Here is a 17,162-nt window from a genome sequence, read left to right as displayed (position 1 = left end):
GGGCACAGAGAGCGCCGCTCCTACGGAAAAATAAATATTTTTGTCGTCAAAAAAGGCGGCCGAAGCCGCCTTGGTGTTTCTCGTTACGCTGCGTCTTCGTCCAAGTCCAGCAAGCTTTCCAGCTGCTGCATGTGATAGCCCAGATCACCAAGCTGGTGATCAATCATCACGATACGCTTGGCGTAATGGGACACGGCGGTTTCTTCCATCATACCCATGCCACCATGAAGCTGGATGGCTTCTTCTGCCACCTTGCGACCGGACTTGCCGATAATGGCCTTGGCCGCAGCCAGACGTTTGGCACGTACCGGTGCTGACAACTCCAGGGAACAGGCAGCCAGAATGGTCATGGAACGGGCTTTTTCCAGCTCCATGCGCATTTCCACCATGCGATGCTGCAGGGCCTGGAACTTGCCGATGGGTACGCCGAACTGCTGGCGTTCCTTGATGTAGTTCAAGGTGTGGTCACAGGCCACTTCCATGGCTCCGGACGCTTCCGCACACAGGGCAACGATGCCCAGTGCCAGGGATTTCTCCAGGGCATCAATGGCGTTGCCTTCTTCACCCAGCAGCTCTGCCGGCGCATTGTTAAGGCTGATTTCCGCCGCATGCAGACCATCAATGGTTTCATAACCGCGACGGCTGACACCGTCGGCGGAGGCATCCACCACAAAGGCGGACAGACCATTACGATCATTGGTGCTGCCAGCAGTGCGGGCAATTACGACCAGCTTGTCTGCGCTATCGCCGTGCAGGACCACCGCCTTGCTACCGTTGATCACATAGCCATCGCCACTCTTTTCCGCAGTGGTGGCCACATGGGTGTGATCATAACGGCCTTCCGGCTCGTAGGCGGCCAGGGCCAGGCGCACTTCGCCGCCGACGATGGCGCTGATCAGGGTTTCTTTCTGGCTGTCGCTGCCCAGGAAATCGATCAGGGTACCGCTAAGAATCACGGTGGCCAGATAAGGTTCCAGCACCAGACCGCGACCAAACCCTTCGGCCACTACCATCAGTTCCGGACCGCCGCCATTGAAGCCGCCGAAGTCTTCAGAAAACGGTACACCCAGCAGACCCAGTTCAGCGAACTGCTGCCACATTTCTGTTGAATAACCCAGCTCGCTGGTGCGGGCTTTTTCACGTACGTCGAAGGGGTAACCATCGCGAACCAGACGGCCCACGGTTTCCTCGAGCATGCGTTGTTCGTCGCTCAGTTTGAAGTCCATGGTCGTCTCCTTACAGTCCCAGAATCATCTTGGCGATGATGTTCTTCTGAATTTCATTGGAGCCGCCGAAGATCGACAGCTTGCGCATGTTGAAGTACTTGGTGGAAACACTGTTGGCAAAGTCGGGGCCTACCATTTCACCGTCGTAATCCGCTTCAAAGGTTTCCGGCAGGAATGGCTGGGCGTAAGGGCCCGCCGCACGGCGGAACAGGTCGGTAATTTCCTGACGCAGTTCGGTACCCATGATTTTCAGGAAGGAACTTTCCGCGCCGGGGACACCGCCCGCCTGGGCGGCGGCCACGGTACGCAGGTTGGTCATTTCCAGTGCCATCAGCTCCATTTCCACATCCGCAAGACGGTTGCGGAACAGCGGGTCTTCGATCAGCGGCTTGCCGTTCTGCTGAACCTTGCCAGCCACTTCCTTGAGATGCTTGAGCGCCGCCTTGGACTGGCCCACACCGGCAATGCCGGTACGCTCGAAGGTCAGCAGATACTTGGCGCAGGTCCAGCCCTTGTTCTCCTCACCAACCAGGTTTTCCACAGGCACTTTCACATCGTCGAAGAACACTTCGTTCACTTCGTGCTCGCCGTCCAGGGTGATCAGCGGGCGTACGGTGATGCCTGGGGTTTGCATGTCGATCAGCAGGAAGGAAATGCCTTCCTGCTTCTTGGCGTTGGGATCGGTGCGCACCAGACAGAAGATCCAGTCGGCATGCTGGCCCAGGGTGGTCCAGGTTTTCTGGCCGTTGACCACGTAGTGATCGCCTTCGCGGACGGCCTTGGTTTTCAGCCCGGCCAGATCAGAACCGGCACCTGGCTCGGAATACCCCTGACACCACCACACATCACTGTTAAGGATTGAAGGCAGATAGGTTTTCTTCTGCTCCTCGGTGCCAAACTTGATGATTACCGGCGCCACCATGTTCACACCAAAGGGCAACACGGTGGGGGCGCCATACTCGGCGCACTCTTCCTCGAAGATGTGCTTCTGGATCGGAGACCAGCCGGTGCCGCCATGCTCTTTCGGCCAGTGCAGGGCCATCCAGCCCTTTTCGTTGAGAATTTTCTGCCAGCGGATGGTGTCTTCCTTGCCCAGGTGCTGGTTTTTCTTCACCTTGCTGGCAATTTCCTTGGGTAGCTTCTCGTCCAGAAAGGCGCGCACTTCATCGCGAAACGCCAGTTCTTCCGGGGTGTAGTTGATATCCATTTTTAAACCTCTTTAAAGGTTGTTCTTTGCTTCGCAACCGCTGTTGGAGCCTTGCTCGCAAGGCGAAGATTTCAGAGCACGTTCGCCTTGCAAGCAAGGCTCCAACGGCCGGTTACAACATTCGTTGAGTCTTTCAGCGGTAGAAGCCCTTGCCCTGCTCTGCCAGCTCGCTGAGTAGTTTGGCAGGCTTCCAGACATCGGAGCCGGTTTGCTGGTAGATCTCATTGATCTTGTCGTGGATGGTTTTCACACCCACCTGGTCGGCCCAGAACAGCACACCGCCCCGATATACCGGAAAGCCGTAGCCGTAGATCCAGATCACGTCCACATCCAGCGGGCGGGCGGCGATACCCTCTTCCAGTATCCTCGCGCCCTCGTTAACCATCACGTACATACAGCGCTCGAGGATTTCCTGATCGCTGATCTCGCGCGGGGCAATCCCGTTGTCACTACGGTATTGTTCAATAATGCCGTCTACATCCGGTGAAGGCACAGGGGTACGATCGCCTTCTTTATAGTCAAATACGCCAGCCTGGGTTTTCTGGCCCAATCGGCCGGCTTCCACCAGTTCGTCGGTCCAGTTGCGCGGCGGCGCATTGTCCGGGTCTTCCTTGCGCAGTTCCTCGCGGATGCGGTAACCCACATCCATACCGGCCAGATCAGACATGGCAAAGGGGCCCATGGGAAACCCCAGATCGAACAGCACCTTGTCCACCTGCTCCGGGCTGGCACCTTCGTTGACCAGTTGAATGGCTTCTGCCTGTCGCTTGTGCAGCATGCGATTGCCGACAAAACCATGGCACACGCCCACCAGCACACCGACCTTGCCGATACGACGGCTGAGATCCATGACAGTGGCGATCACCTCGTCGGAGGTCTTCTCGCCACGGACGTTTTCCAGCAGCTTCATCACGTTGGCGGGGCTGAAGAAGTGCATGCCCATGACGTCTTCGGGACGGTTGGTGAAGCTGGCAATGCGGTTCACGTCCAGGGTGGAGGTGTTGGTGGCAAGAATGGCGCCGGGTTTGCAGACCCGGTCCAGCTCACTGAACACGGCTTTCTTCACGTCCATGTTCTCGAACACCGCTTCAATGACCAGGTCCACATCGCTCAGATCATCGTAGCTGAGGGTGGGCTGAATCAGCGCCATGCGCTGCTCCACCTGCTCCTGGCTGATGCGCCCCTTCTTGGCAGTGTTTTCGTAGTTCTTGCGGATCAGGGCGATACCCTTTTCCAGGGCCTCCTCCTTCACCTCGAGAATCTTCACCGCAATACCGGCATTGGCGAAGTTCATGGCGATGCCACCGCCCATGGTGCCGGCACCGATCACGGCCGCCTGCTTGATTTCGCGCTTGGGCGTGTCCTTGTCGAGACCGGGTACTTTGGCCACTTCCCGCTCGGCAAAGAAGACATGGCGCTGGGCCGCGGATTCGCTGGAGACCATCAGCTTGAAGAACAGCTCCCGTTCCCGTTCCACGCCCTTGTCGTAGGGCAATTCCACCGCAGCCTTGACCGCCTTGATACAGGAAAACGGCGCCTTGAAGCCGCGCTGTTTTCTGGCAATGGATTGCTCGAAGTGGTCGAACAGCTCGGCACTGGTATCACCGGGCACGTCCAGTTCGGAGATCTTGCGCAGCGGCGCGCCGTCGGCCACCAGCTTGCGGGCAAACGCCAGTGCGCCCTCTAGCAGGTCACCGCTGACCACCTCGTCCACCAGTCCCAGCTCGCGGGCCTCGGCCGCCTTGATCGGGTTGCCGCCGACGATCATTTCCAGGGCTTTCTGTGCCCCCACCAGACGAGGCAGGCGCTGGGTGCCACCGGCGCCGGGCAGCAGGCCCAGCTTCACTTCCGGCAGGCCCAGGCGGGCGCTATCCAGGGCCACGCGATAATCACAGCCCAGAGCCACTTCCAGCCCGCCACCCAGGGCGGTGCCATGGATGGCAGCAATCACCGGCTTGTCGCTGGCTTCGTATTCGTCGATCACCGCCGGTAGTACCGGCTGTTGCGGTGGTTTGCCGAATTCACGGATATCGGCACCGGCCGGGAAGGTCTTGCCTTCACCAATGACCACCACCGCCTTGATGTCATCGTCTGCCAGGGCCTCGCGCAGACAGTTCTGCAACCCTTCACGGACTCCATGGCCCAGCGCATTGACGGGGGGATAGTTGATTCGGATTACGCCAATATCGCTATCGCGACTCAGGCTGACCGGGTGACTCATAGTACTCTCCTCATTGAACTGCCATGCTCCGGTAAAGCACGGCAGTGTCTGCCCGGTCTCGCGCCGGGTCAGGAAGATGTGGATAGGTTGACACTGATCTGCGATGCCTCAACGGCTACGCACATGACTGCCAACAGGCTCTAGTATAAGCAAAGCCGAACCGGTTTCAATTATTTTGGAATTATATTTCATTATTTGAAACGGGCCAAAAAAACAGGGCGCCAGGCGCCCTGCTTTTTTTCCTCGCCAGGTTATTCGCCCAGCACCTCGGAAATACGCTGCAGCTCAACGGTGCCGCCTTTCTTCACGGTGGCAATGTTGGGGTCAGCCATCATCCCGCCCTTGGCATCGATCTCCGTCACACCGTAGGGGTTATGCTCTTCCGCCAGGTTCTTCAGGGCATCGCCCATGGCCGCACGGATGGCCTTGGAGTCCGCCACGGTACCGGCTTCTTTCATGGCCTGAATCACGGTGTGCATGGCGAAGTAGTTGTAGGCCACTTCGGTGGTCGGATCCTTGCCATCATTCTGTTTGTGGTACTTGGCAACGAAATCCTTGGCGCCCTGCTCTTCATACATGGTCAGCGGCACCACACCCACGGACCCTTCGAGCATTTTGTAGCCGCCGATGATCTTGGACATTTCACCCATCTTGGCCTGGTCCATGATCACGAAACCACCCTTGAAGCCCAGCTGACGGGCCTGCTTGGCCACCAGCGCGGTGGGCTCCGACGCCCCGCCGATAAACAACACGTCTGGCTTTTCTGCCAGCACCTTGCTCACGCCGGTATAGAAGTCCGCCGACTTGTTGTAGTCCATGGGGTTATCCGCTACCACGGTACCGCCCATGGCTTCCCAGGTGGGAACGAACGCCTTGGTCCAGTACTTGGCGTAGTCATGGGTGGCATTGGCGATGGCCACTTTCTTGCCGTTTTCCGCCATGGCGATCTTGGTGAACGGCTTCATGTAGCCGGTAAAGGTGGGAGGAATGCGCACGGTCAGCTCATTGCCCTTCTCGGTCACGGTCGGCACCGAGGTATAGGACATCACCAGGAAATCATCCCGCTGATTGAACGCCTGTAACGCAAAGGTGCCACCGGAGTGCGGCGTAAAGATCACCGGTGCGTTGTACTGCTGCACCAGGCGCTTGCCGTTCACCGCCGCCTGACTGGGGGCATACTTGTCATCCAGGGATACCAGGTTGATCTCGTAGGTTTCATCACCCACCTTGAAACCACCCTTGTTATTGATTTCCCTGGCGGCCATTTGCAGGCCTTCCAGGGTGTTCTGGCCGTACAACGCGGCACCGCCGCTCAGCGGGCCGGTGAAGCCGATGGTAACGGTTTCTGCCGCCTGTACGCCGCTGGCAGCCAGTGCGATGGCACTGGCGCAGGCCAGACGGCAGAAGCGCTTAACCAGTGTGTTTTTTCCGTTGCTCATGAAACTCTCCCGTTATTATTTCTCAATCTTGTTGTGTAGCGCACACGCTGCGAGTTATCGCTTCAGGCCCCGATGTAGGCCTTGCGAATGTCTTCATTACCCAGCATCGCGTCCTTATCGCCCTCCATCACCAGGCGACCGTTTTCGATCACGTAGGCGCGGTGAGCAATTTTCAGTGCGGCGAAGGCATTCTGCTCCGCCAGCAACACCGTGGTGCCTTGCTCGTTGATACCCTTGATGGTTTCAAACATCTGCTTCACGACCAGCGGGGCCAGCCCCAGAGAAGGCTCGTCCAGCAGCAGTAGTTTTGGCCGCCCCATCATGGCGCGTCCGATGGCCACCATCTGTTGCTGGCCACCACTGAGTGATCCGGCCGGATGATCCTTCTTCTCGTCAAGGATCGGGAACAGCGCCAATACCTGGTCCAGAGTCTTCTTGATAGCGGCCTTGTCCCGGCGGTGCACATAGGCACCGAGCATCAGGTTTTTCAGCACTGACATTTCCGGGAACAACTTGCGCCCTTCAGGACACTGCACCACGCCACTCTGTACCAGGCCGGAAGGCTTGAGGCCGGTGACATCCTTGCCATTCAGGGAAATCTTCCCGGCAGTGGGTTTAAGCAGACCACTGATGGTATTGAACAGCGTGCTCTTGCCGGCACCATTGGCACCCAGCAGCACCACCAATTCGCCCTCACCCACCGTCATGGAGACTTTTTCCAGGGCCTTGAAGCTGCCGTAGCGGGCTTCCACTTCGTTAAGCTGCAGCATCGTCATCACTCCCCAGATAGGCTTCGATTACCACCGGATTGTTGCGAATTTGTTCCGGGGTGCCTTCGGCAATTTTTTCACCGTGGTCCAGCACCATGATCTTGTCGGCCAGGCTCATGATCATGTCCATTTTGTGCTCGATCAGGCAGACGGTGACGCCGTGCTCCACCATCTTGCGGATCAGTGAGGCCAGATTCTCGGTCTCCTCCGGGTTGATACCACCGGCGGGTTCATCCAGCAGTACAAGCTCCGGATCGGTGGCCAGGGCCAACGCAAAAGCCACGCGCTTTTTCTCTTCCTGGCTGATGTCCGCGGTAATGCGGTGACCGATATGGGACAGGCCGACAAAATCCAGCACTTCCTGGGCCCGGGAACGACATTTTTTCTCTTCATCACGCAGGCGCTTGGAGTTGATGATGACGTCCCACAAGCGTGACTGGGTGCGCAGACGGTGGCCCACGATCAGGTTGTCCAACACCGTGGATTCATCGAACAGGGAAGTAGTCTGGAAGGTCCGCGCGATACCGAGGCGGGCAATGCGATCACAGGCCATACCGGTGATATCCATACCCTGATATTCGATGGAGCCTTCAGTGGGTGCCATGGCACCGGCCACCAGATTGAAGAAGGTACTTTTACCCGCACCGTTGGGGCCGATGATGGCGTTGATCTTGTTGGCTTCGAATTCGATGCTGACGTTGTTGACCGCCGCCAGACCCCCGAACCGTTTGGTCAGATTATTGATCTTAAGCATGGTTACCGGCCTCCTGGTTGCGAGGTGTTACCGCCTTGTTCGGTTGCGGCTTTTTTTCGCTGGCAGATTCCTTTTTGGCGGTTTCCTGCACTGCGGCCAGACGGCGTCCTCGCCAGGTCAGGAACGTACCCACCACACCACGAGGGAAGAAGATCACCAGCACCACCAGCAACGGGCCGAACACGATCATCCGGTACTCTTCCAGGAACTGCAGGGACTGGGTCAGCCAGGTAATCGCCAGGGTGCCAAACAACGGCCCCATCAGGGTGCCGATACCACCCACCAGCAGGAAGGTAATCATGTCGAAGGTGTGTACCACGTCGGCTTCTGCCGGGCCGATAAAGCGCACCATGCCGGCATACAGCGCACCGGCCACGCTGGCATAGGTGGTGGACAGAACGAATGCCAGCACCTTGTTGCGCATCAGGTTGATACCCAGGGAGGCCGCCAGCTCGTCACTGATACGAATGGCCCGGAAACTGCGACCCAGCAGGGAATTGGCAATACGTGCCGCCAACCAGATGGACAGCACCATGAATACCAGAGCCAGGTAATAGAACGGCGTGGTTTCGGTGAAATCCACCAGCCCGAAGCCGCTGGGTGCGGGAATATTGATAATGCCCAGGGCACCGTGAGTCAGCTCTTCCCATTTATCGATCAACAGATAAATGATGAACCCAACACAGAGGGTAAAGATGGCAAAGTAATGCTCCTTCAGTCGCAACGACACCACCCCGGCCAAGAAGCCCAACAACGCACCGGACACACCGGCGGCCACAAAGGCCCACCAGAAAGGCCAGCCGTGATCCACGGTGAGAATGGCCAGCGTATAGGCTCCGATGGCAAAGAAGCCGCCATGGGCCAGATTCAACTGGCCACAAAGCCCGGTGATAATGTTCATGCCATAGACCGCAATGGCCCAAACAAACGCCAGCGCCATCACATAGATCTGGTACTCATTGCCTGCCACAAAGGGGAACAGCAGTGCCGCGACGATCATGATGAGCTTCATCGCCGGGGTCATGAAAAAATCGGAAATTTTCTGCAGGGCATTCATTAGCGCACCCCCTTGGTGAACAGGCCAGTGGGCTTGATGGAAAGAATCACCACCAGCAAGGCGAAGGCGATGATGTCCTTGTAGTCGGTGGAGATGTAGAAGCCACCAAAGGCCTCGGCAAAGCCGATGATCAAGCCGCCGACGATGGCACCGGGAATGGAGCCCATGCCGCCAAGGATGATGATCACAAAGGCTTTCATGATCAGCAGATGCCCCATGGCCGGGTACACCAGGTTAATCGGCGCGAACAGGGTTGCGCCCACCGCCGCCAACACCCCGGAGATGGCAAAGGTCATCATCGCCACCCGGTTGGCATCGATCCCCACCAGGAAAGCCCCTTCCCGGTTCTGGGCCATGGCGACAATGGTGGAACCGGTCATGGTCTTCTTCAGGAACAGATGCAGTACCGCCATCAGCGAGAACGCGCCGACGATGATCAGTATCCGCTGGGCCGGCATGGTCAGACCCGCGAATTCGACAATCCCGGTGTAAGGGGTTGGCATGCGGCGGAATTCTGCGCCCCAGTGCATCTGCACCAGCGCTTCCAGAAACAGCATGATGCCGATGGCGGCAATCTTGTCGTGGATCGGCGGTGCATGGCGCAAGGGGTTGAACACCAGTCGCTCGCACAACACCGCCAGTAACGCCACCGCACCGGCGGCGCCCAGCATGGCCAGCCAGTAATTGGCGCCAAAGTCGACCATGATCACGTAGGACACATAGGCGCCCACCATATAGAGCGCCCCGTGGGCGAAGTTCGGTACGTGCAAAATGCCGTACACCAGGGTCAGACCCAGGGCCACCAGCCCGTAGATGCTGCCCAGCGTCAGGCCGTTAAGCACTTGCTGCATGAATAAGTCCAAGGCAAAGCCTCCTGTGTGTGGGAACGGTTACCCTGCGGCAATCGCTGTTTCCCGTTTTTCCTTTGTTATGTCAGCCCCTGCGGCGTAGCGCTGCCGCGTATCATTTATTGTGACGCTGACTGAGTTCAGTCCAGGCTTGCTAGCAAGCCCGCTGCTCCTGTTCGCCGGCCCATTCCTGCTCCTGCAGGGCTCGCCACATCACCTTGCCGGTGGACGAACGGGGCAGCTCATCGCGGAACTCCACCACCTGTGGCACCTTGTAGGCGGCCATTTCTTCCTTGCACCAGTCGATGATGGCCTGCTCGTTAAGCGTGCCTTTCATCTCGTTACGCAGGACCACGCAGGCTTTCACGGTTTCGCCGCGGCGCGGGTGAGGCGTGGAAATGACGCAGCTTTCCTGGATGGCCGGGTGGCGATACATCAGGCTTTCCACCTCCGCCGGCCAGACCTTGAACCCGGACGCATTTATCATCCGTTTGACCCGATCGACGATGAAGAAATAGCCCTCTTCGTCGTAGTAGCCCAGATCGCCGGTGCGGAAGAAACGCTTGCCCTCCAGCTCGATAAACGCCTTTTGTGTTTCCTGGGGGCGCTTCCAGTAACCCTGGAACACCTGCGGCCCGTGGATGATGATTTCCCCCACTTCACCGGGGCCCAGTTCCCTGCCGGTTTGACCGTCTTCTTCCACTGCCACAATGCGCGAATCGATATCGAACACCGGAATTCCCAGACACTGGGATTTGGGGTTATCGGTGGGATTGATATGGGTACCGGCGATGGTTTCGGACAGGCCATAGCCTTCCATGTAACGCAGACCGGTGAGCTGGAAGAGTTTGTCGGACACCGCCGCCGGCATAGCCGCCCCGCCGCCACCGATATTCTCCAGGGAGGACAGGTCGTATTGCTCCACATCCGGATCGGAGAGCAGATCGATGGCCATGGTGACGATATTCACCCAGCGGCTGACCTTGTAACGCTCAATCAAGGTGGCGGCCACGCGACGATCCCAGCGGGTCATCAACACGATCAATGAACCACCATAGATCGGCGAATTCATTGAGCCCTGCATGCCGGTCACATGGAAGTACGGCAGCGTGGCCAGGGTCACCGACTCAGTGGTGCCATGAATCCAGGCGCTCCCCTGGACACAGGTGGCCATCACCGAGCCGTGGGTGTGCATACAGCCCTTGGGGGCACCGGTGGTACCCGAGCTGTAGGGGAACACCGCCAGATCATCCGGGCCGACTAAAAGTTCTCTGGGGGTTTCACCGGCACCAATGGCGTCTTTCCAGGCAATGTGGGCCGGGCTGTTCAGCGCCACCGCCGGCGCTTCCACCTCGGCGGGTAGCGGCAGGTCCGTGTTACGGGTGATGTAATCGCTATAGGCCGCCACGATCACATGGCGCAGGTTCACCATGCCCACCACTGGGGCCACTGCCGGCAACAATTCCTGGCCACAGATGGCCACGGCAGCTTCGGTGTCCTGCAGGTAATGCTCCAGTTCGGCGGCCCGGTTCATGGGGTTCACCGGCACCACAATGGCATTGGCTCGAAGGATGGCGTAATAGCTGATGATGAACTGGGGCGCGTTCTGCATGAACAGCAGCACCCGGTCGCCCTTCTCTACCCCCAGCGATTGCAGATAGCCCGCCAGGGCATCCACCTGCTGCTTGAGTTCGGCGAAGGTGATGGGGCTGTCGTAATAGTTGATTGCATCCCGGTGGGGATAACGCAGGGCCGAAACCTCCAGATTGGTATAGAGGCTGGTCTGCGGCAGGCTGAGGTGGCGCGGCATATTCTCCGGCCAGACCGCATAGTGCCGATCAAACATGTTGTGCTCTCCCGCGGCGCTTTCATAAGCGCCTTTTATTGGTGTTGCTGCTGTAGCGAATGCTGAAGGGAATCGGCGGTCCCACCGCCCTTCAGCGGAAACAAGATGTTGACTCGCCAGTCAATCTGACATGGCTCGGGAGGGTCGTCAATACTATTTTGGAATGACGTTTCGTTTTTTGAAACGAAATCTGACAAAGGCTATAAGCGGGATTTTTCGGGGAGGGACCAGAAACATACCACCGGGTATGTGCTCTGCACAGACCAGTTATCGGAAATGCGGACCGGCATTTCAGTTGCCAATTCAGTGGCTTGGAATCACAGCCCGGGAGAGGTTCGCAGCGAGGGAGAATGCTGCAGGGCAAACAGGCAGGTATCGACAAAATCCGTAGCCGCCCGCTCCAGGTCCAGCACCTCTGGATCGAGTAGCCAGTTCATGATCACGCCGGTGAGCTGGCTGTGTAGCCAAGTAACAGATTTCACCCTATCCAGGTTTTTCGGGAGTTGCCCACGGGCGATAGCGTTGGCAAAGGTCCGCGTCAGTCGCCCAGCGGAGTCCCGGCAGGCGTCACGCTGACGATCCAGCAAATCGGCATTTTCGCCGCTGAATTCGCATTTCTGGAACATGATCTCGAAAAGCCGCCGCTGGCCGGGATCACAGACTGCTTGCTGTAACAGGTAGACCATAAACTCGCGCAGGCGCCCCAGTGGATCCGGCTCACTGGCGTCCTCCGCCCGCTCCGCCAGACTATCGAACGGCAGGCGGCTGCGATCCACCATAGCCATGAACACATCATGCTTGTTCTTGAAGTGCCAGTAGATTGCCCCTCGCGTCACCCCGGCCTCACTGGCAATATCTTTTAAAGAGGCGGACAGTACCCCTTTACGGTGAAAAACCTGCTCGGCGGCATCCAGGATCTGAGCCCGGGTTTGCAGCGCTTCTGCCTTCGTTCGCCTGACCATGGAATACTCTTAATGGACTCAAGAAAATTGAATGGATTTCACTGTCGGGCCTATACATACATTGCTGAATGTATATACTGAACCTGATTCATATTTCCTGCAAGCACCGCCCGTTCGTCGAGCCGGTGCCTGACGGCGTGTATTGAAAACAGAGGTGATTATGCGCAGCGGTTTGATTCTCTCCCTTCTGGCGGGCGCCCTTGCCCTGCAGCTTGCCGGTTGCAGTGATGCTGACCAGGCCGGTCAGCAACAGCAGCAACAGGCCCCGCAGGTTGGCTTCATTACGGTAAAGGCAAAATCCACCACCCTTAGCCGGGAGCTGCCCGGGCGCACCACCGCTCACCAGATTGCCGAAGTGCGCCCGCAGGTAAGCGGCGTGATCGAAAAGCGCCTGTTCGAGGAAGGCCAGAAGGTGGAAGCCGGGCAACCCCTCTATAAAATCGATTCACGCACCTACCAGGCAACCGTAGCTTCTGCCCGGGCGGAGCTGGCTCGAGCCCAGGCCACCCTGAACTCCAACACCCTGCGTGTGGAACGCTTCAAGACGCTGCTGGAACGCCGCTCTGTCAGCCAGCAGGAATATGACGAAGCCAAAGCCGCCCTGGATGAAAACAAGGCCGCTGTGGCCGCCGCCCGGGCCAATCTGCAAAGCGCACAGATCAACCTGGATTACGCCACCATCGAAGCGCCGATCAGCGGCCGCATCGGGCGTTCCACCGTGACTGCCGGCGCCCTGGTCACCGCCAACCAGGCCAATGCCCTGGCAACCATCCGCCAGCTGGACCCCATCTATGTGGATCTGACCCAGTCCAGCATCGAGCTGCGCCGCCTGCGTCAGGCCATGGAAGCCGGCGAACTGCAGCAGGTCAGCGACGATGAAGCACGTATCACCCTGATCCTGGAAGACGGCAGCGAGTACAGCAAACCCGGTGCCCTGCAGTTCTCCGAATACGCAGTAGACGAAAGCACCGGCTCGGTGACCCTGCGCGCGCTCTTCCCCAACCCGGACGGCGATCTGCTGCCGGGTATGTTCGTCCGCGGTCGCCTCCCTGAAGGCCAGCGAGAAGATGCCATTCTGGTTCCCCAGAAAGGCATTACCCGTGACCCTACTGGCCAGGCCAGCGCCATGCTCATCGCCGACGACAACACGGTGAAAAAAGTGAATGTGGTCACCGAACGCGCCGTGGGTAGTCAGTGGCTGATCGCCAGCGGCCTGCAAGACGGCGACCGTCTGATCGTGGATGGGCTGCAAAAAATCCAGCCGGGTATTCCGGTCAGCCCGGTTGATACCGAACAGCAAGCACAACCCTCCCAGGCCCCCGCCGCTCAAGGCGGGGATCAAGGCGCAGCGCAATAACGCCACGCGGCTCACTTGGCGCACACTAACTCGACGTAACGAGAAACGGGAAAACCATGGCCAGATTCTTTATTGACCGCCCGATTTTTGCCTGGGTTATCGCCATCATCATGATGATGGCCGGTGCCCTGGCCATTTATACCCTGCCGGTAGAACAGTACCCGGCCGTGGCCCCGCCAGCGGTGACCATTGCCGGCAACTATCCCGGTGCCTCGGCAAAAACCGTGGAAGACTCGGTCACCCAGGTGATCGAGCAGCAGATGAGCGGCATCGATAACCTGCTCTACATCGGCTCCAGCAGCGATTCCTTCGGCAACGCCCAGATCACGCTGACATTCGCCCCGGGTACCGACGCGGATATCGCTCAGGTGCAGGTGCAGAACAAGTTGCAACTGGCCACCCCGCTACTGCCCCAGGAAGTGCAGCAACAGGGTCTCCAGGTGAGCAAATCCTCGGATTCCTTCCTGATGGTGGTGTCCTTTTCCTCCGAGGACGGCAGCCTCACCCGGGCCGATCTGGCCGACTATGTGGCCTCCAATGTGCAGGATCCGATCAGCCGGGTGCCGGGTGTCGGCAAGATCCAGCTGTTCGGCTCCCCCTACGCCATGCGTATCTGGCTGGACCCGAACAAACTGAACAAATACGACCTGACGCCCCAGGACATTACCCAGACGGTTCAGGTACAGAACAACCAGGTGGCCAGTGGCCAGCTCGGTGGCGCCCCGGCGGTGGAAGGCCAGCAGCTCAATGCCAACATCATCGCCCAGACCCGACTGGAAAATACTGAGCAGTTCCAGAACATCCTGCTCAAGGTCAATCCGGATGGCTCCCAGGTCTTCCTGCGGGATGTGGCCCGGGTGGAACTGGCTGCCCAAAACTATGATGTGGTGGGCCGCTATAATGGCCAGCCCGCTGCCGGCCTGGCGATCAGCCTGGCCTCCGGTGCCAATGCGCTGGATACCGCTGATGCGGTGCGCGCTCGCCTGGAAGAATTGAAACCCTTCTTCCCCGACAAGATGGAAATGGATTATCCCTACGACACCACCCCGTTCGTGGAGATCTCCATTGAGGAAGTGGTACATACCCTGTTCGAAGCCATCGTGCTGGTGTTCCTGGTGATGTACCTGTTCCTGCAGAACTTCCGCGCCACCCTGATTCCCACCATTGCGGTGCCGGTGGTTCTGCTCGGCACCTTCGGCGTGCTGGCCGCCTTCGGCTTCTCCATCAACACCCTGACCATGTTCGGCATGGTGCTGGCTATTGGCCTGCTGGTGGACGATGCCATCGTGGTGGTGGAAAACGTGGAACGGGTCATGCACGAAGAAGGGCTGCCCCCCAAGGAAGCCACCCGCAAATCCATGGGCCAGATCACCGGCGCCCTGGTAGGCATCGCGCTGGTGCTGTCGGCGGTATTTATCCCCATGGCGTTCTTCCCCGGCTCCACCGGGGCGATTTACCGGCAGTTCTCGATCACCATTGTCTCCGCCATGGTGCTGTCCGTGCTGGTCGCCCTGATCCTCACCCCAGCCCTATGTGCCACCATGCTCAAGGCCAAGGATACAGAGCATCAAACCGATAAAGGCTTCTTCGGGTGGTTCAACCGCACTTTCGATCGTAGCAGCCTGGCCTATCAGGGCCGGGTGGAAAAAATTCTCGGGCGCCGCGGCCGTTATCTGGCAATCTATGTGGTGATCGTGGGCGTATTGGGCTATTCCTTCATGAACTTGCCGTCCAGCTTCTTGCCGGAAGAGGACCAGGGCACCATGTTCACTCTGGTCACCCTGCCAGCCGGCTCCACCCAGGAGCAGACCGTGGATGTGCTGAAGAAGATGGAGAATTACTACCTCAACGAGGAAGCCTCCGCCGTGGATGGCCTGTTCACCGTGGCCGGCTTCAGCTTTACCGGCCAGGGCCAGAACGCCGGCCTGGCCTTCGTCAACCTGAAGGACTGGAGCGAGCGTGATCTGTCCGTGGATGGCGTCAATCAGGTAGTGGGCCGCTCCATGGGCTTCTTCGCCGGCATCCGCGAAGCCATGATCTTTGCCCTCAACCCCCCCTCGATCCCCGAACTGGGTAACGCCAGCGGCTTTGACTTTCAGCTGCTGGACCAGGCCGGTCAGGGTCACGAGGCCCTGATACAGGCCCGCAACCAGCTACTGGGTATGGCCAGCCAGGACCCGCGCCTGGCCGGGGTGCGCCCCAATGGTCTGGAAGACAGCCCCCAGTACCAACTCGACATTGACCAGCAGAAAGCTAAGGCGCTGGGGCTGAGCATCAGTGACATCAACAGCACCCTGCAGATTGCCTGGGGCTCCAGCTATGTGAACAACTTTGTCGACCGGGGCCGGGTGAAACGGGTGTATGTGCAGGCTGACGCGCCCTATCGCATGCTGCCGGAAAACATTGATGACTGGTTCGTACGCAATAATCAGGGCGAGATGGTGCCTTTCTCCGCCTTTGCCACCGGCCACTGGACCTACGGGTCACCGAAGCTGGAGCGCTACAATGGGGTCTCCTCAGTGAATATTCAGGGCAATGCCGCGCCCGGCTATAGTACCGGTGATGCCATGGATGCCATGGAAGAGCTCACCGCCAAGCTGCCTGCCGGGTTCGGCTCCGAGTGGACCGGTCTCTCATATCAAGAGCGCCAGTCCGGCGATCAGGCGCCTGCCCTGTATGCGATTTCCCTGCTGGTGGTCTTCCTCTGCCTTGCGGCACTCTATGAAAGCTGGTCCATTCCCTTCGCCGTCATGCTGGTGGTCCCGCTCGGCGTGATCGGTGCCGTGCTGGCTGCCACCTTCCGCGGGCTGGAAAACGATGTGTTCTTCCAGGTTGGCCTGCTCACCACCATCGGGCTATCGGCGAAGAACGCCATTCTGATTGCGGAATTTGCCCTGGAGTTGGAGCAGAAAGGCGAGCATCTGGTCAAGGCCACCCTGGAAGCGGTACGCATGCGACTGCGGCCCATCCTGATGACCTCACTGGCCTTCATGCTCGGGGTTACCCCGCTGATGATCAGCACTGGCGCCGGCGCCGGCGCCCGTAACGCCATCGGTACCGGGGTATTCGGTGGCATGCTCACCGCTACTGTGCTCGCAATCTTCTTTATTCCGCTCTTCTATGTGGTAGTCCGCAAGCTCGCTGGCGTTCCGCTGAATGGCAAGCCGAAGGAAGAAGGAGGCCACTGACCCGGCTTTCAACCTGCCGGGCCCCGGGTGGGCCTGGCAGTTTATCCTTCCCTCCCTCGACAATCCCCCCCCGACGCCCGTTCGTCGCCCCCCGGTTTTCGTTTATCCCCCGCGTGAAGCTTGCGTGAAAAGAACCATGGTACTTATACCCCTAACAAGGGCATGGCCATTTTTTGTGAAGCAGATTTGGAAAAAAGCATACTAATAAGGTACCGGGCAAACATCGACGAAACGGCACCGTTCGTCCACCCAGACTTTCATTTCCATATTCTGTATATATAAAAATA

Annotated in this window: 12 protein-coding genes; 2 read left to right on the top strand and 10 right to left on the bottom strand. The window is 58.7% G+C overall.

Annotation, left to right across the window (positions count from 1 at the left end):
- Positions 1 to 83: 83 nt before the first annotated feature.
- The 10 genes from T9A_RS15730 to T9A_RS15685 form a co-directional block, all read right to left on the bottom strand.
- Entirely contained in the window at positions 84 to 1,226 is a 1,143-nt protein-coding gene (locus T9A_RS15730; RefSeq protein ID WP_035250315.1) for an acyl-CoA dehydrogenase family protein, read from the bottom strand.
- 10 nt (positions 1,227 to 1,236) lie between these two features.
- Positions 1,237 to 2,433 (bottom strand): acyl-CoA dehydrogenase family protein, encoded by a 1,197-nt coding sequence (locus tag T9A_RS15725; protein WP_035250313.1) that lies wholly within the window; start codon positions 2,431 to 2,433, stop codon positions 1,237 to 1,239.
- A gap of 133 nt (positions 2,434 to 2,566) precedes the next feature.
- Complete coding sequence (locus T9A_RS15720) at positions 2,567 to 4,654, bottom strand: 3-hydroxyacyl-CoA dehydrogenase NAD-binding domain-containing protein (protein WP_035250311.1); 2,088 nt, start codon at positions 4,652 to 4,654, stop codon at positions 2,567 to 2,569.
- 251 nt (positions 4,655 to 4,905) lie between these two features.
- The gene (locus T9A_RS15715; RefSeq protein ID WP_035250309.1) at positions 4,906 to 6,093 is read right to left on the bottom strand and encodes an ABC transporter substrate-binding protein; all 1,188 of its coding nucleotides are present in this window, start codon (positions 6,091 to 6,093) and stop codon (positions 4,906 to 4,908) included.
- A gap of 62 nt (positions 6,094 to 6,155) precedes the next feature.
- On the bottom strand, positions 6,156 to 6,863 hold the full coding sequence (locus T9A_RS15710) for an ABC transporter ATP-binding protein (protein ID WP_035250306.1): 708 nt from the start codon (positions 6,861 to 6,863) through the stop codon (positions 6,156 to 6,158).
- Positions 6,850 to 7,617 (bottom strand): ABC transporter ATP-binding protein, encoded by a 768-nt coding sequence (locus T9A_RS15705; RefSeq protein WP_035250304.1) that lies wholly within the window; start codon positions 7,615 to 7,617, stop codon positions 6,850 to 6,852. Before T9A_RS15705 ends, T9A_RS15710 begins: the two co-directional genes overlap by 14 nt.
- Complete coding sequence (locus tag T9A_RS15700) at positions 7,610 to 8,674, bottom strand: branched-chain amino acid ABC transporter permease (RefSeq protein ID WP_052043104.1); 1,065 nt, start codon at positions 8,672 to 8,674, stop codon at positions 7,610 to 7,612. The genes T9A_RS15705 and T9A_RS15700 overlap by 8 nt, the downstream gene beginning before the upstream one ends.
- Complete coding sequence (locus T9A_RS15695) at positions 8,674 to 9,525, bottom strand: branched-chain amino acid ABC transporter permease (protein ID WP_232222149.1); 852 nt, start codon at positions 9,523 to 9,525, stop codon at positions 8,674 to 8,676. Before T9A_RS15695 ends, T9A_RS15700 begins: the two co-directional genes overlap by 1 nt.
- Before the next feature lie 151 nt (positions 9,526 to 9,676).
- Positions 9,677 to 11,368: a long-chain fatty acid--CoA ligase gene (locus T9A_RS15690; protein WP_035250300.1), complete on the bottom strand. Its 1,692-nt coding sequence runs from the start codon at positions 11,366 to 11,368 to the stop codon at positions 9,677 to 9,679.
- A 317-nt stretch (positions 11,369 to 11,685) separates the two neighbouring features.
- Positions 11,686 to 12,330, bottom strand: coding sequence for a TetR family transcriptional regulator (locus T9A_RS15685; RefSeq protein ID WP_035250298.1), 645 nt, complete (start codon positions 12,328 to 12,330; stop codon positions 11,686 to 11,688).
- 160 nt (positions 12,331 to 12,490) lie between these two features.
- On the opposite strand from T9A_RS15685, the gene T9A_RS15680 reads away from it, so the two are divergent.
- Positions 12,491 to 13,687, top strand: a complete 1,197-nt coding sequence (locus T9A_RS15680) for an efflux RND transporter periplasmic adaptor subunit (protein ID WP_035250297.1) — start codon at positions 12,491 to 12,493, stop codon at positions 13,685 to 13,687.
- A 56-nt stretch (positions 13,688 to 13,743) separates the two neighbouring features.
- Positions 13,744 to 16,875, top strand: coding sequence for an efflux RND transporter permease subunit (locus T9A_RS15675; RefSeq protein ID WP_035250294.1), 3,132 nt, complete (start codon positions 13,744 to 13,746; stop codon positions 16,873 to 16,875).
- The last annotated feature ends 287 nt before the right edge of the window (positions 16,876 to 17,162 follow it).

Origin of the sequence: Alcanivorax jadensis T9, assembly GCF_000756655.1 — a bacterium.
In the GTDB taxonomy this organism is placed as follows: domain Bacteria; phylum Pseudomonadota; class Gammaproteobacteria; order Pseudomonadales; family Alcanivoracaceae; genus Alcanivorax; species Alcanivorax jadensis.
The sequence above is the reverse complement of the archived record's forward strand: the minus strand, read 5'-3'. Positions and strand labels throughout refer to the sequence as shown.

Coding starts and splice junctions, on each gene's coding strand:
- T9A_RS15730 (WP_035250315.1), bottom strand. CDS start 1,226: ATGGACTTCAAACTGAGCGACGAACAACGCATGCTCGAGGAAACCGTG.
- T9A_RS15725 (WP_035250313.1), bottom strand. CDS start 2,433: ATGGATATCAACTACACCCCGGAAGAACTGGCGTTTCGCGATGAAGTG.
- T9A_RS15720 (WP_035250311.1), bottom strand. CDS start 4,654: ATGAGTCACCCGGTCAGCCTGAGTCGCGATAGCGATATTGGCGTAATC.
- T9A_RS15715 (WP_035250309.1), bottom strand. CDS start 6,093: ATGAGCAACGGAAAAAACACACTGGTTAAGCGCTTCTGCCGTCTGGCC.
- T9A_RS15710 (WP_035250306.1), bottom strand. CDS start 6,863: ATGCTGCAGCTTAACGAAGTGGAAGCCCGCTACGGCAGCTTCAAGGCC.
- T9A_RS15705 (WP_035250304.1), bottom strand. CDS start 7,617: ATGCTTAAGATCAATAATCTGACCAAACGGTTCGGGGGTCTGGCGGCG.
- T9A_RS15700 (WP_052043104.1), bottom strand. CDS start 8,674: ATGAATGCCCTGCAGAAAATTTCCGATTTTTTCATGACCCCGGCGATG.
- T9A_RS15695 (WP_232222149.1), bottom strand. CDS start 9,525: ATGCAGCAAGTGCTTAACGGCCTGACGCTGGGCAGCATCTACGGGCTG.
- T9A_RS15690 (WP_035250300.1), bottom strand. CDS start 11,368: ATGTTTGATCGGCACTATGCGGTCTGGCCGGAGAATATGCCGCGCCAC.
- T9A_RS15685 (WP_035250298.1), bottom strand. CDS start 12,330: ATGGTCAGGCGAACGAAGGCAGAAGCGCTGCAAACCCGGGCTCAGATC.
- T9A_RS15680 (WP_035250297.1), top strand. CDS start 12,491: ATGCGCAGCGGTTTGATTCTCTCCCTTCTGGCGGGCGCCCTTGCCCTG.
- T9A_RS15675 (WP_035250294.1), top strand. CDS start 13,744: ATGGCCAGATTCTTTATTGACCGCCCGATTTTTGCCTGGGTTATCGCC.